This is a genomic window from Shewanella sp. ALD9, assembly GCF_002836315.1.
In the GTDB taxonomy this organism is placed as follows: Bacteria; Pseudomonadota; Gammaproteobacteria; order Enterobacterales; family Shewanellaceae; genus Shewanella.
In genome coordinates, this window is sequence record NZ_PJCD01000001.1 from 21,140 (window position 1) to 34,248 (window position 13,109).

Consider the following 13,109-nt stretch of genomic DNA (forward strand, 5'->3'; position numbering starts at 1 on the left):
TGTTATATTGCTCGAATTAATCGAGCACTTCTGAAAAGAAAGGAATATATCGTGGCAAAAGCTAAATTTGAACGTATTAAGCCTCACGTAAACGTGGGCACCATTGGTCACGTTGACCATGGTAAAACAACTTTAACAGCAGCAATCTCTGCCGTTTTGTCTAAAACTTATGGTGGTGAAGTTAAAAACTTCGCTCAAATCGATAACGCTCCAGAAGAGCGTGAGCGCGGTATTACAATTAATACTTCTCACATCGAATATGACACACCAATTCGTCACTACGCACACGTAGATTGTCCAGGTCACGCGGATTATGTTAAAAACATGATTACCGGTGCTGCACAGATGGACGGCGCAATCTTAGTAGTTGCTGCTACAGACGGCCCAATGCCACAGACACGTGAGCACATCTTGCTTTCACGTCAAGTAGGCGTACCTTTCATCATCGTATTCATGAACAAATGTGACATGGTAGATGACGAAGAATTACTAGAATTAGTAGAAATGGAAGTGCGTGAGCTTCTTTCAGAATACGACTTCCCAGGTGATGATTTACCAGTAATTCAAGGTTCAGCTCTTAAGGCACTAGAAGGCCAGCCAGAGTGGGAAGCAAAAATTCTTGAGCTTGCAGAAGCCCTAGATACTTATATTCCAGAACCAGCTCGTGACATCGATAAGCCATTCCTACTACCAATCGAAGACGTATTCTCGATTTCAGGTCGTGGTACAGTGGTAACAGGTCGTGTTGAACGTGGTATCGTTCGCGTATCAGACGAAGTTGAAATTGTTGGTGTTCGTCCAACAACTAAAACAACGTGTACTGGTGTAGAAATGTTCCGCAAGCTACTTGACGAAGGTCGTGCTGGCGAAAACTGTGGTGTGTTATTACGTGGTACTAAGCGTGATGACGTAGAACGTGGTCAAGTACTAGCTAAGCCTGGTTCAATTAACCCACACACAACTTTCGAATCAGAAGTTTACGTGTTGTCAAAAGAAGAAGGCGGACGTCATACTCCATTCTTCAAAGGCTACCGTCCACAGTTCTTCTTCCGTACAACAGACGTAACAGGCACAATTGAGTTACCAGAAGGCGTAGAAATGGTTATGCCTGGTGATAACATCAAGATGGTCGTTACTCTGATTTACCCAATCGCGATGGACGACGGTTTACGTTTCGCTATCCGTGAAGGTGGCCGTACAGTTGGTGCAGGTGTTGTAGCTAAAATTATCGCGTAATAGCGAGTTTAGTGGACACTAAAAAAGGAAGCTTAGGCTTCCTTTTTTATTTCCAAAAAGTAGCAATCATTAGTAGCATTAACACATAAAATGTGTAGAATGCGCGGCAGTTGATTGTAAGAAGACTTTTAGAAGACTATTTACACAATGGGCTTGATCTTAGAAAGAAGATCTGTATAATTGCCCACTCGCTGACTAGTGCAGCGTAAATTATAATGTTTAACCAAGTAGGTTACTCATTTTCACAGCGACTCCGATTGGGAGTCGAACGGTTAAATCATCTCGCTCTGCTTTTCCATTAGGAAGAAGCTAGAGGGTGATTTTTTATATGTCCATTTTAGGAGCTCTGGTCAATGCAGAACCAAAGAATCCGTATCCGCTTGAAAGGCTTTGATCATCGTTTAATTGATCAGTCTACAGCGGAAATCGTTGAAACTGCTAAGCGTACAGGCGCGCAGGTTCGTGGTCCAATTCCACTACCTACTCGCAAAGAGCGTTATACCGTTTTGATCTCTCCGCACGTTAATAAAGATGCTCGTGATCAGTACGAAATTCGTACCCACAAGCGTTTAGTTGACATCGTAGAGCCAACAGAAAAGACTGTAGACGCATTAATGCGTTTAGATCTTGCGGCTGGTGTCGACGTTCAGATTAGCTTAGGTTAATTGAGATCCTTAGAAGAGGTTTGAGAGATGGCTATCGGTCTTATTGGTCGTAAAGTGGGTATGACTCGCATCTTCACTGAAGATGGTACGTCAATCCCTGTAACAGTAATCGAGATTGCAGGCAACCGCGTTACTCAAGTGAAAACTTTAGAAACAGACGGTTATCGTGCACTTCAAGTGACTACTGGTACCAAAAAAGCCAATCGCATCACTAAAGCAGAAGCAGGTCACTTTGCCAAGGGCGGCGTAGAAGCTGGTCGTGGTTTGTGGGAAATGCGTTTAGCAGATGGTGAAGGCGAAGGCATTGAAGTTGGTGCTGAAATTAATGTTGATATTTTCGCTGAGACAGTGAAAGTAGATGTTACTGGTCAATCAAAAGGTAAAGGTTTCCAAGGCGGCGTTAAGCGTTGGAACTTCCGTACTCAAGATATGACACATGGTAACTCTTTGGCACACCGTTCGAATGGTTCTATCGGTCAGAACCAAACGCCTGGTCGTGTATTCAAAGGCAAGAAAATGTCAGGCCATATGGGTGCTGAGCAAGTAACAACTCAAAATCTACACGTAGTACGTGTTGATGCAGAGCGTAACTTGTTGTTAGTACGCGGCGCAGTTCCAGGCGCTACCAATGGTGACTTGATTATCAAGCCAGCAGTTAAAGCTTAAGGTCTGAGGAGATAGTAATGGAATTGGTATTGAAAGACGCCCAGAGCGCTCTTGAAGTTTCCGAAACTACCTTCGGCCGTGACTTTAACGAGGCATTGGTTCATCAGGTAGTTGTAGCATATGCTGCAAACGCGCGTCAGGGCACTCGTGCTCAAAAGACTCGTGCGGAAGTAACTGGCTCAGGCAAAAAGCCTTGGCGCCAGAAAGGCACAGGCCGCGCTCGTGCCGGTAGTGTTAAAGGCCCAATCTGGCGTGGCGGTGGCGTAACATTCGCTGCTAAAACACAAGATCACAGCCAAAAAGTTAACAAGAAGATGTACCGTGGTGCTCTAAAGAGCATATTCTCTGAATTGGTACGTCAAGAGCGTCTAGTTGTTGTTGAATCGTTTGGTGTTGAAGCTCCTAAAACTAAAGAGCTGAAAGCTAAATTAAAAGCAATGAACTTAGAAGATGTTCTAATTGTTACAGCTGAAGTTGATGAGAATTTATTCTTAGCAGCTCGCAACTTATACAAAGTTGACGTGCGTGACGTAGCGGGTCTTGACCCAGTTAGTCTAATTGCGTTCAACACTGTTCTTGTTACTGCTGATGCAGTGAAGCAAATCGAGGAGATGCTAGCATGATCCGCGAAGAACGTTTGCTAAAAGTTATTCTTGGTCCACATATCTCTGAAAAGAGTACTGTGCTTGCTGAGAAAAACAACACTGTAGTTTTCCGCGTAGCCATCGATGCAACTAAAGCAGAGATTAAAGCTGCAGTAGCGAAGCTATTTGAAGTTGAAGTTGATTCTGTTCGCACTTTAGTTAATAAAGGCAAAACCAAGCGTACCGGTGGCCGTGTAGGTCGTCGTATCGATTGGAAAAAAGCTTATGTTACTTTAGCTGCTGGTGCTGAAATCGATTTCGTCGGCGGCGCTGAATAAGCAAAGGAGAATTATCATGGCAGTTATTAAGTGTAAGCCAACCTCTCCAGGTCGTCGCCACGTAGTTAAAGTGGTGAATACGGACCTGCATAAGGGTAAACCTTTTGCTGGCCTGTTGGCGAAAAAAACTAAAAGTGGTGGCCGTAATAATACTGGCCGTATCACTGTACGCCACGTAGGTGGTGGACATAAGCAGCACTATCGTATTGTTGACTTCAAACGCAACAAAGATGGTATCCCTGCGAAAGTTGAACGTCTTGAATACGATCCAAACCGTACAGCGCACATCGCGCTAGTACTGTATGCAGATGGTGAGCGTCGTTATATTCTTGCTGCAAAAGGCATGAAAGCTGGCGACCCAATCCAATCTGGCTTGGATGCAGAAATCAAGACTGGTAACGCTAGACCGTTACGCAACATTCCAGTAGGTAGTGTTGTACACGCTGTCGAAATGAAGCCTGGTAAAGGCGCTCAAATCGCACGTTCAGCTGGTGCTTATGTACAAGTTGTTGCTCGTGATGGTGCTTATGCAACTCTACGTCTTCGCTCTGGCGAAATGCGTAAAGTTCCAGTAGATTGCCGCGCGACATTTGGTGAAGTTGGTAATGCCGAGCACATGCTACGCCAGTTAGGCAAAGCAGGTGCTAAGCGCTGGAGAGGCGTACGCCCTACAGTTCGAGGTGTTGCAATGAACCCAGTAGACCATCCACATGGTGGTGGTGAAGGCCGTACTTCTGGTGGACGTCATCCAGTGAGTCCATGGGGTGTGCCGACTAAGGGTTATAAAACTCGTAGCAACAAGCGCACTGATAAGTACATCGTACGTCGTCGTAATAAATAGTAAGAGGATTCGCCATGCCACGTTCTCTCAAGAAAGGTCCCTTCATTGACCTGCACTTGCTGAAGAAGGTAGAGAAAGCGATGGAAGCGGGAGACAAAAAGCCAATTAAGACTTGGTCTCGTCGCTCAATGATCATCCCTAATATGATTGGGTTGACCATCGCTGTCCATAATGGTCGTCAGCACGTACCTGTGTTCGTAACTGACGAAATGATCGGCCACAAGCTTGGTGAATTTTCACCAACTCGCACTTATCGCGGCCATGCTGCAGATAAGAAAGCGAAGAAGCGTTAATACGGGAGGAATAAGATGGAAGTTTTAGCTAAACATCGTTTTGCTCGTACGTCTGCGCAGAAGGCCCGTCTAGTTGCTGATCAAATTCGCGGATTGCCTGTTTCTAAGGCACTCGAGATTTTGACATTCAGCCCCAAGAAAGCCGCCGTACTAGTAAAAAAAGTACTTGACTCAGCTATCGCAAACGCCGAACACAACGAAGGTGCTGACATTGATGAGCTTAAAGTTGGAGCCGTCTTCGTAGATGAAGGCCCAACAATGAAGCGTATCATGCCACGTGCTAAAGGCCGCGCTGATCGTATCATGAAGCGTACCAGTCACATCACTGTGGTTGTAGCAGATCGCTAGGAGAAGAGAGCAATGGGACAGAAAGTACATCCTAATGGTATCCGTCTGGGTATCACTAAGCCTTGGATCTCTACCTGGTACGCAGATAAGTCAGACTATGCAAATAATCTGAACAGCGACTGGGAAGTGCGTCAATATTTAACTGAAAAGTTAAAGGCCGCATCAGTATCTAAGATTGTTATTGAACGCCCAGCGAAAAGCATCCGCGTTACTATTCACACTGCCCGTCCAGGTATTGTGATTGGTAAGAAAGGTGAAGACGTTGAAGTATTACGTGCCTATGTGTCTAAAATCACTGGTACTACTGCTCAAATCAACATCGCTGAGATCCGTAAGCCTGAATTAGACGCTAAGCTCGTTGCTGACTCTATTGCTCAGCAGTTAGAGCGTCGTGTTATGTTCCGTCGTGCTATGAAGCGCGCTGTACAAAACGCAATGCGCATTGGTGCTCAAGGTATCAAAGTTCAAGTGAGCGGCCGTTTAGGCGGCGCTGAAATTGCGCGTGCAGAATGGTATCGTGAAGGTCGTGTACCTTTGCATACTTTGCGTGCTGATATCGACTATTCAACCGCAGAAAGTCACACTCAATACGGTGTGATTGGTATTAAAGTTTGGATCTTCAAAGGCGAAGTTCTAGACGGTTTAGTACCTGCTATTGAAGAGCCTAAGCAGCAACCTAAGCGTAAGCCTCGTGGTAAATAGGAGAAACTTTTATGCTGCAACCTAAACGTATGAAGTTTCGCAAGATGTTCAAGGGCCGCAACCGTGGTCTAGCGAACGGTACTGAAGTTAGCTTTGGTACTTTCGGTTTGAAAGCAGTCGGCCGTGGCCGTTTAACTGCACGTCAAATTGAATCTGCACGTCGTGCCATGACACGTCATGTTAAACGTCAAGGACAAATTTGGATTCGAGTTTTCCCTGACAAGCCAATTACCTCTAAGCCTCTTGAAGTGCGTATGGGTAAAGGTAAAGGTAACGTTGAATACTGGGTATGTCAGATTCAACCTGGTAAGGTTCTTTACGAGATGGATGGTGTTCCTGAGTCGTTGGCTCGTGAAGCCTTCGCTTTGGCTTCTGCCAAACTTCCTCTGAAGACTACCTTCGTAACTAAGACGGTGATGTAATGAAAGCGAGCGAACTAAGAGAAAAGAGCGTTGAAGAACTTAACGCTGAATTACTTGGTCTGCTGCGTGAGCAGTTTAACCTGCGTATGCAACACGCTACTGGTCAGTTGACTCAAACGAATCAGTTGAAACTAGTGCGTCGTAACATTGCACGTGTTAAGACCATTATTACTTCTAAGGCAGGTGTGTAATGTCTGATAAAGCCCGTACTTTGCAAGGTAAAGTAATTAGCAACAAAATGGATAAGTCTATTACTGTTGCTATTGAGCGCCAAGTGAAACATCCTATTTATGGGAAGTACATTAAGCGTACAACTAAGATCCATGCACATGACGAAACTAATCAGTGTAATGAAGGGGATTTCGTGGCTATTAGCCAGTGTCGTCCTCTATCTAAGACTAAGTCTTGGACACTAGCTGAAGTAGTAACAAAAGCCTAATCTCGATTAGGTTAACGTAAACGGCCCCAGTATTTGGGGCCGTTTGTTTTTTTTGCTATGCATTCCAAAAATGTGTGTTATACTTGCGCGCCAATTTTGAGTAAATTATTACTTGAATTTGGTTCAAATATACTCCCATAGTGGGATTGTGTAGTAACGATAGCGGAGCACTTGAAATGATCCAAATGCAATCGACTCTAGACGTCGCATGTAACAGCGGCGCACGCAGAGTTCAGTGTATTAAGGTCTTGGGTGGCTCTCATCGTCGTTATGCCGGTATCGGCGACATTATCAAAGTTTCTGTTAAAGAAGCGATTCCTCGCGCTAAAGCGAAGAAAGGTGATGTATATAACGCGGTGGTAGTCCGTACTAAGAAAGGCGTACGTCGTCCAGACGGTTCTGTCATTCGCTTCGATCGGAATGCAGCGGTATTGCTTAACGCAAACCTTGCACCGATTGGTACTCGTATCTTTGGCCCAGTGACACGTGAATTGCGTAATGATAAATTCATGAAAATTGTCTCGCTGGCACCAGAAGTACTGTAAGGAGCTTCAAATGGCAGCTAAAATCCGTCGTGAAGACGAAGTAATTATATTAGCAGGTAAAGACAAGGGTAGCCGCGGTAAGGTTTCTCAAGTTCTACCTACTGGTAAGTTAATTGTTGAAGGCTTTAATCTTGTTAAAAAGCACCAGAAACCTAACCCTCAATTGGGTGTGACTGGCGGCGTTATCGAGAAAGAAGCACCGATGCAAGCATCAAACGTTGCGATCTTTAACCAAGCCACAGGCAAGGCAGATCGTGTTGGTTTCCGATTTGAAGACGGCAAAAAAGTCCGTTTCTTTAAATCGAACAGCGAACTCGTTAAGTAATTTGGAGTAAACGATGGCGAAACTGCATGATAAATATCAAGAGACTGTAGTTGCTGAACTAGCTAAAAAGTTCGGCTACAGCAGTGTCATGCAAGTCCCTCGGATTGAAAAAATCACCCTAAACATGGGTGTGGGCGAAGCTGTTGCAGATAAGAAAGTTATGGAGCATGCGCTCCGTGACATGACTGCAATCGCTGGCCAGAAGCCAATTGTAACTGTTGCTCGTAAATCAGTTGCTGGTTTTAAAATCCGTGAAGGCTACCCTATTGGCTGTAAAGTTACCCTACGCGGTGAGCGTATGTGGGAATTTTTAGAGCGTTTAGTTGACATTGCAATACCACGTATTCGTGATTTCCGAGGCTTAAGCGCTAAAGCGTTTGACGGCCGTGGTAATTACGCAATGGGCGTGCGTGAGCAGATCATCTTCCCAGAAATCGATTATGATAAAATCGATAAAATTCGTGGTATGGATATTGTTATCACTACTACTGCGAAGAATGATGAAGAAGGTCGTGCTTTGTTAGACGCTTTTAACTTCCCATTCAAGAAATAAGGGTAGCATAATGGCAAAAACATCTATGAAAGCACGTGAAGCAAAACGTGCGCAGCTCGTAGCTAAATATGCTGAAAAGCGTTTAGCACTTAAGGCTATAATCAGCAGCCCTGCAACTTCTGAAGAAGATCGCTGGGATGCCGTACTTAAGTTACAAGCTCTACCACGTGATTCTAGCGCTGCGCGTCAACGCAACCGCTGTAATCAAACTGGTCGCCCACATGGTTTTCTACGTAAATTCGGCTTAAGCCGTATTAAATTACGTGAAGCAACCATGCGTGGTGAAGTTCCTGGTCTGCGTAAGGCCAGCTGGTAAGCACTTGTCACGGAGTAAGCTAATATGAGCATGCAAGATCCTATTGCGGATATGTTAACCCGTATTCGTAACGGCCAAGCTGCTAACCACGTATCTGTTAAGATGCCTTCAGCTAAGTTAAAAGTAGCAATTGCGAAATTACTTAAAGATGAAGGTTTCATTACTGAATACGCCGTAGCAGATGAAGCTAAGCCTGAATTAGAAATTACGTTAAAGTACTTTCAAGGCAAACCAGTCGTTGAGACTATCCAGCGTGTAAGTCGCCCTGGTCTTCGTATTTACAAAGGTAAAGACGAGTTACCAAAGGTGATGGGCGGTCTGGGTATCGCAATTGTGTCCACTTCTCAAGGCTTGATGACTGATCGCGCCGCCCGCCAAAATGGCACGGGTGGCGAGGTTATCTGCTACGTAGCGTAAGGAGCTAGAAATGTCTCGTGTTGCAAAAGCACCAGTCACTGTTCCTGCTGGCGTAGAGGTGACTTTAAACGAACAGACCTTAACTGTTAAAGGCAGTAAAGGAAGTCTGACTCGAGTAATCAACAATGCGGTAAATGTTGTTATCGAAGATGCACAAGTAAAGTTTCTTCCTGTCGATGGCGTTTCTAACGCTTGGGCTCAGGCTGGTACTGCACGTGCACTAGTAAACAACATGGTTGTTGGTGTATCTCAAGGTTTTGTGAAAAAACTTAAATTAGTTGGTGTAGGTTACCGTGCAAAGATTGCTGGTAGTGACTTAGATTTAACATTAGGTTTCTCACATCCATTAGTACACAAACTGCCCGCAGGCGTTACTGCAGAGTGTCCTAGCCAAACTGAAATCGTGCTTTCGGGCGTTGATAAACAAGTTGTTGGTCAGGTTGCTGCTGAAATTCGCGGATATCGTCCACCAGAGCCTTATAAAGGCAAAGGTGTTCGTTATGATGACGAAATAGTACGCCGTAAAGAGGCTAAGAAGAAGTAGGTAACGCGATATGGATAAGAAAACATCTCGCTTACGTCGCGCGTTACGTGCACGTAAGAAGATCCAAGAGCTGGGCGTGAATCGTCTGGTTGTACATCGTACACCGCGTCACATTTATGCTCAGGTGATCAATCCTGAAGCTCAGGTGTTGGCAGTTGCTTCAACCGTTGAAAAAGCGGTTAAAGAGCTACTAAAGAGTACCGGTAACGTTGATGCGGCTAAAGCAGTAGGTAAAATTGTTGCTGAGCGTGCGATCGAGAAGGGCGTAGCAACAGTTGCGTTCGACCGTTCTGGTTTCAAGTATCATGGTCGTGTAGCTGCACTAGCAGATGCCGCTCGTGAAGCTGGCCTGAAGTTCTAAGGGGTTATAAAAATGGCTAAATTAGAAGCTCAGCAAAAAGACGATCTGCAAGAGAAATTGATTGCAGTTAATCGTGTTTCTAAAGTAGTTAAGGGCGGTCGTATCTTTAGCTTCACAGCACTAACAGTAGTGGGTGACGGTAACGGTAAGATTGGCTATGGCTATGGTAAAGCGCGTGAAGTTCCAGCTGCTATTCAAAAAGCAATGGAAAAAGCCCGTCGTAATATGGTAACAGTGGAGTTGAATGCAGGTACTTTGCATCACCCAGTTAAAGGTCGCCATACTGGTTCAAAAGTTTATATGCAACCAGCATCACAGGGTACCGGTATTATTGCCGGTGGCGCAATGCGTGCCGTATTGGAAGTAGCAGGCGTTCATAACGTTCTGTCAAAAGCATACGGTTCTACTAACCCGATCAACATCGTTCGCGCAACTGTCGATGCGTTGGTGCACATGAAGTCACCAGCTCAAATCGCAGCAAAACGTGGCCTGAATGTTGATGAGATTCGGGGGTAATGCACCATGGCTACTAAAACTTTAAAAGTCACACAGACTAAAAGCAGCATTGGTCGTTTACCAAAACACCGTGCAACCTTAACCGGTTTAGGCCTACGCCGCATTAATCACACTGTTGAAGTTGAAGATACACCTTCAGTTCGCGGTATGATTAACAAGGTGTACTACATGGTTTCGGTGGAGGAATTAGGATAATGCGTCTAAATACTCTATCTCCAGCAGCAGGTTCTAAATCTGCTCCTAAGCGTGTAGGCCGTGGTATCGGTTCAGGTTTAGGTAAAACAGCGGGACGTGGCCATAAAGGTCAGAAGTCTCGTTCAGGCGGCGGTGTTCGCGTCGGTTTCGAAGGTGGTCAAATGCCACTTAAGATTCGTTTACCTAAGTTTGGCTTTACTTCGCGTCGCGCTTTGGTAACAGCTGAAGTTCGTTTACTCGAACTAGCAAAAGTTAACGGTGATGTTGTCGATTTGAATGCACTGAAAGATGCGAACGTTATTACTCGCAACATCCAGTTTGCGAAAATCGTTCTTTCAGGTACCATTGACCGCCCAGTGACTGTAAAAGGTCTCAAGGTAACCAAAGGTGCTCGTGCAGCTATTGAAGCTGCCGGTGGCAAGATCGAGGAATAATACGTCGATGGCAAAACCAGGACTTGATTTAAAAAGCGCGAAAGGCGGTTTATCTGAACTGAAAACTCGTCTTCTGTTCGTGATTGGTGCGATTATCGTCTTTAGAGCCGGTTCGTTCGTGCCAATTCCTGGTATTGACGCAGCTGTATTGGCAGAGCTATTTGCTCAGCAAAAAGATACCATCCTTGGCATGTTTAACATGTTCTCGGGTGGTGCCTTAGAGCGTGCTTCTATCTTCGCATTGGGTATTATGCCGTATATTTCGGCATCTATCATTATGCAGTTATTGACTGTTGTGCATCCTGCACTCGCTGAATTGAAAAAGGAAGGCGAATCAGGACGTAAGAAAATCAGTCAATATACTAGATATGGCACACTCGTGTTGGGTACGCTGCAATCTGTCGGTATTGCAACGGGTTTACCAAATCTGATGCCTGGTCTTGTGGCCAATCCTGGATTTGGTTTCTACTTTGTTGCAGTTGTGAGCTTAGTAACAGGAACAATGTTCCTTATGTGGCTAGGTGAGCAAATTACCGAACGTGGTATTGGTAATGGTATCTCGATTTTAATTTTCGCAGGTATTGTTGCTGGTCTACCATCGGCCATCGGCTCAACGGCTGAGCAGGCGCGTCAAGGTGACATGAATGTATTAGTACTACTGTTGCTCGCAGTGATTGTATTTGCTGTAACTTATTTAGTGGTATTTGTGGAACGTGGTCAACGTCGTATCGTCGTTAACTACGCTAAACGTCAACAAGGCCGTAAGGTCTTTGCAGCGCAAAGCACACATTTACCATTAAAAATAAATATGGCAGGTGTGATTCCACCAATCTTTGCTTCCAGCATTATTTTGTTTCCAGGTACACTGGCTCAGTGGTTTGGACAAAATGAGTCTATGTCATGGTTAAGCGATTTCGCTTTAGCTGTGTCACCAGGACAACCGCTGTATTCATTATTGTATGCGACAGCAATCATCTTTTTCTGTTTCTTCTATACTGCGTTGGTTTTTAACCCTCGTGAAACAGCAGATAACTTGAAAAAGAGTGGTGCATTCATTCCTGGGATCCGTCCCGGAGAACAGACTTCGCGTTACATTGATAAAGTAATGACACGTTTAACCTTAGCGGGTGCGTTGTATATTACCTTTATCTGCTTAATTCCGGAGTTCATGTTAATTGCGTGGAAAGTACAGTTCTATTTTGGCGGTACTTCGCTACTAATTATAGTAGTCGTAATCATGGACTTCATGGCTCAGGTTCAGACCCATATGATGTCCCATCAATATGAGTCTGTGATGAAGAAAGCTAATCTTGTTAACAAAGCCAATTTAGACCGCTTTGGAAAATAAGATTGCTTTTACGGAGTGATGAAATGAAAGTTCGAGCTTCCGTGAAGAAGATCTGCCGTAATTGCAAGATCGTCAAGCGTAGTGGTGTTGTACGCGTTATATGTGTTGAACCAAAACACAAACAGCGTCAAGGCTAAGAAAGAAGTTTGGTCAGCTCAATAATGGGCTGACCAAAATATTGTTTGCAAATCTGTCGTCTGTCGAGTATCCTTTCGGGCTTTTCGCAGATGGCCTTTAACTTTAAGGAGTGCATAGTGGCCCGTATCGCTGGCATTAACATTCCTGATCAAAAGCATACAGTCATTGCGTTGACTGCTATTTTTGGTATTGGACGTACACGCGCTAGAGCAATCTGCGCATCTACTTCAATTGCTGAAGATGCTAAGATCAAGGAATTGAGCGAAGCTCAAATAGATATCCTACGCGAAGAAGTCGCCAAATACACTGTAGAAGGTGACTTGCGTCGTGAGATTTCAATGAACATCAAGCGTCTTATGGATCTTGGTTGTTATCGTGGTCTCCGCCATCGTCGTAGCCTGCCCCTTCGTGGGCAACGTACTAAGACCAATGCGCGTACGCGTAAAGGTCCACGTAAGCCAATAAGAAAGTAACGGGAAGGTAAACCAAAATGGCTAAAGTTCCGTCACGTTCTCCGCGTAAGCGCGTACGTAAACAGGTTGCAGATGGCATGGCTCATATCCATGCGTCTTTCAACAACACAATTGTCACCATTACGGATCGTCAAGGTAATGCGTTGTCATGGGCTACCTCAGGTGGTTCTGGTTTCCGTGGTTCACGTAAATCAACACCATTCGCTGCGCAGGTTGCTGCTGAGCGTGCAGGTATTGCTGCTCAAGACTACGGTGTTAAAAACCTTGAAGTTTTCGTGAAGGGTCCTGGTCCAGGTCGTGAATCAGCCATTCGTGCGCTGAACGCTGTTGGTTATAAAATTACCAACATTACCGATGTGACGCCTATCCCTCATAATGGCTGTCGTCCACCTAAAAAGCGTCGTGTATAA

26 protein-coding genes are annotated in these 13,109 nt (G+C 44.9%); all 26 read left to right on the top strand.

Annotated features, from left to right (window positions below):
* Window positions 1–51 precede the first annotated feature (51 nt).
* The 26 genes from tuf to rpsK all read left to right on the top strand — a co-directional run bounded on the left by tuf (window position 52) and on the right by rpsK (window position 13,109).
* Complete coding sequence (gene tuf / locus CXF88_RS00100; RefSeq protein WP_011635638.1) at window positions 52–1,236, top strand: elongation factor Tu; 1,185 nt, start codon at window positions 52–54, stop codon at window positions 1,234–1,236.
* A 353-nt stretch (window positions 1,237–1,589) separates the two neighbouring features.
* Complete coding sequence (gene rpsJ / locus CXF88_RS00105) at window positions 1,590–1,901, top strand: 30S ribosomal protein S10 (protein WP_011635639.1); 312 nt, start codon at window positions 1,590–1,592, stop codon at window positions 1,899–1,901.
* A 27-nt stretch (window positions 1,902–1,928) separates the two neighbouring features.
* Complete coding sequence (gene rplC, locus CXF88_RS00110) at window positions 1,929–2,567, top strand: 50S ribosomal protein L3 (RefSeq protein WP_101033710.1); 639 nt, start codon at window positions 1,929–1,931, stop codon at window positions 2,565–2,567.
* Between the two features lie 17 nt (window positions 2,568–2,584).
* Window positions 2,585–3,190, top strand: coding sequence for a 50S ribosomal protein L4 (gene rplD / locus CXF88_RS00115; protein ID WP_011635641.1), 606 nt, complete (start codon window positions 2,585–2,587; stop codon window positions 3,188–3,190).
* Entirely contained in the window at window positions 3,187–3,489 is a 303-nt protein-coding gene (gene rplW / locus CXF88_RS00120) for a 50S ribosomal protein L23 (protein ID WP_011635642.1), read from the top strand. The genes rplD and rplW overlap by 4 nt, the downstream gene beginning before the upstream one ends.
* A gap of 16 nt (window positions 3,490–3,505) precedes the next feature.
* Window positions 3,506–4,330: a 50S ribosomal protein L2 gene (gene rplB / locus CXF88_RS00125; protein WP_011635643.1), complete on the top strand. Its 825-nt coding sequence runs from the start codon at window positions 3,506–3,508 to the stop codon at window positions 4,328–4,330.
* A 14-nt stretch (window positions 4,331–4,344) separates the two neighbouring features.
* The gene (gene rpsS, locus CXF88_RS00130) at window positions 4,345–4,623 is read left to right on the top strand and encodes a 30S ribosomal protein S19 (RefSeq protein ID WP_006083596.1); all 279 of its coding nucleotides are present in this window, start codon (window positions 4,345–4,347) and stop codon (window positions 4,621–4,623) included.
* Between the two features lie 15 nt (window positions 4,624–4,638).
* A complete protein-coding gene (gene rplV / locus CXF88_RS00135) occupies window positions 4,639–4,971 on the top strand; it encodes a 50S ribosomal protein L22 (RefSeq protein WP_011635644.1) in 333 nt (110 codons plus the stop codon).
* 12 nt (window positions 4,972–4,983) lie between these two features.
* Complete coding sequence (gene rpsC, locus CXF88_RS00140; RefSeq protein WP_011635645.1) at window positions 4,984–5,673, top strand: 30S ribosomal protein S3; 690 nt, start codon at window positions 4,984–4,986, stop codon at window positions 5,671–5,673.
* 11 nt (window positions 5,674–5,684) lie between these two features.
* Window positions 5,685–6,095 carry a 50S ribosomal protein L16 gene (gene rplP, locus CXF88_RS00145; protein WP_011635646.1) on the top strand — a complete coding sequence of 137 codons (411 nt, stop codon included), beginning with the start codon at window positions 5,685–5,687 and terminating at the stop codon, window positions 6,093–6,095.
* Window positions 6,095–6,286, top strand: coding sequence for a 50S ribosomal protein L29 (rpmC, locus tag CXF88_RS00150; RefSeq protein ID WP_011635647.1), 192 nt, complete (start codon window positions 6,095–6,097; stop codon window positions 6,284–6,286). The genes rplP and rpmC overlap by 1 nt, the downstream gene beginning before the upstream one ends.
* Complete coding sequence (rpsQ, locus tag CXF88_RS00155) at window positions 6,286–6,534, top strand: 30S ribosomal protein S17 (protein ID WP_011635648.1); 249 nt, start codon at window positions 6,286–6,288, stop codon at window positions 6,532–6,534. Before rpmC ends, rpsQ begins: the two co-directional genes overlap by 1 nt.
* 176 nt (window positions 6,535–6,710) lie before the next feature.
* Complete coding sequence (gene rplN / locus CXF88_RS00160) at window positions 6,711–7,079, top strand: 50S ribosomal protein L14 (RefSeq protein WP_011635649.1); 369 nt, start codon at window positions 6,711–6,713, stop codon at window positions 7,077–7,079.
* Window positions 7,080–7,089: 10 nt separating this feature from the next.
* On the top strand, window positions 7,090–7,404 hold the full coding sequence (rplX, locus tag CXF88_RS00165; RefSeq protein WP_101084804.1) for a 50S ribosomal protein L24: 315 nt from the start codon (window positions 7,090–7,092) through the stop codon (window positions 7,402–7,404).
* Window positions 7,405–7,417: 13 nt separating this feature from the next.
* The gene (gene rplE, locus CXF88_RS00170; protein ID WP_011635651.1) at window positions 7,418–7,957 is read left to right on the top strand and encodes a 50S ribosomal protein L5; all 540 of its coding nucleotides are present in this window, start codon (window positions 7,418–7,420) and stop codon (window positions 7,955–7,957) included.
* 10 nt (window positions 7,958–7,967) lie between these two features.
* Window positions 7,968–8,273: a 30S ribosomal protein S14 gene (gene rpsN / locus CXF88_RS00175; RefSeq protein ID WP_011635652.1), complete on the top strand. Its 306-nt coding sequence runs from the start codon at window positions 7,968–7,970 to the stop codon at window positions 8,271–8,273.
* A gap of 24 nt (window positions 8,274–8,297) precedes the next feature.
* Complete coding sequence (gene rpsH / locus CXF88_RS00180; protein ID WP_011635653.1) at window positions 8,298–8,690, top strand: 30S ribosomal protein S8; 393 nt, start codon at window positions 8,298–8,300, stop codon at window positions 8,688–8,690.
* A 10-nt stretch (window positions 8,691–8,700) separates the two neighbouring features.
* The gene (gene rplF / locus CXF88_RS00185) at window positions 8,701–9,234 is read left to right on the top strand and encodes a 50S ribosomal protein L6 (protein WP_011635654.1); all 534 of its coding nucleotides are present in this window, start codon (window positions 8,701–8,703) and stop codon (window positions 9,232–9,234) included.
* Window positions 9,235–9,244: 10 nt separating this feature from the next.
* Window positions 9,245–9,595, top strand: a complete 351-nt coding sequence (rplR, locus tag CXF88_RS00190; protein WP_011635655.1) for a 50S ribosomal protein L18 — start codon at window positions 9,245–9,247, stop codon at window positions 9,593–9,595.
* 12 nt (window positions 9,596–9,607) lie between these two features.
* Entirely contained in the window at window positions 9,608–10,111 is a 504-nt protein-coding gene (gene rpsE, locus CXF88_RS00195; protein ID WP_011494651.1) for a 30S ribosomal protein S5, read from the top strand.
* A gap of 6 nt (window positions 10,112–10,117) precedes the next feature.
* Window positions 10,118–10,306, top strand: coding sequence for a 50S ribosomal protein L30 (gene rpmD, locus CXF88_RS00200; protein ID WP_011635656.1), 189 nt, complete (start codon window positions 10,118–10,120; stop codon window positions 10,304–10,306).
* Window positions 10,306–10,740: a 50S ribosomal protein L15 gene (gene rplO / locus CXF88_RS00205; RefSeq protein WP_011635657.1), complete on the top strand. Its 435-nt coding sequence runs from the start codon at window positions 10,306–10,308 to the stop codon at window positions 10,738–10,740. Before rpmD ends, rplO begins: the two co-directional genes overlap by 1 nt.
* 7 nt (window positions 10,741–10,747) lie before the next feature.
* Window positions 10,748–12,088: a preprotein translocase subunit SecY gene (gene secY / locus CXF88_RS00210; protein ID WP_101084805.1), complete on the top strand. Its 1,341-nt coding sequence runs from the start codon at window positions 10,748–10,750 to the stop codon at window positions 12,086–12,088.
* A 23-nt stretch (window positions 12,089–12,111) separates the two neighbouring features.
* Complete coding sequence (gene rpmJ, locus CXF88_RS00215) at window positions 12,112–12,225, top strand: 50S ribosomal protein L36 (protein WP_006083579.1); 114 nt, start codon at window positions 12,112–12,114, stop codon at window positions 12,223–12,225.
* A gap of 117 nt (window positions 12,226–12,342) precedes the next feature.
* Window positions 12,343–12,699: a 30S ribosomal protein S13 gene (rpsM, locus tag CXF88_RS00220; protein WP_011635660.1), complete on the top strand. Its 357-nt coding sequence runs from the start codon at window positions 12,343–12,345 to the stop codon at window positions 12,697–12,699.
* A gap of 17 nt (window positions 12,700–12,716) precedes the next feature.
* Window positions 12,717–13,109, top strand: a complete 393-nt coding sequence (rpsK, locus tag CXF88_RS00225) for a 30S ribosomal protein S11 (protein ID WP_011635661.1) — start codon at window positions 12,717–12,719, stop codon at window positions 13,107–13,109.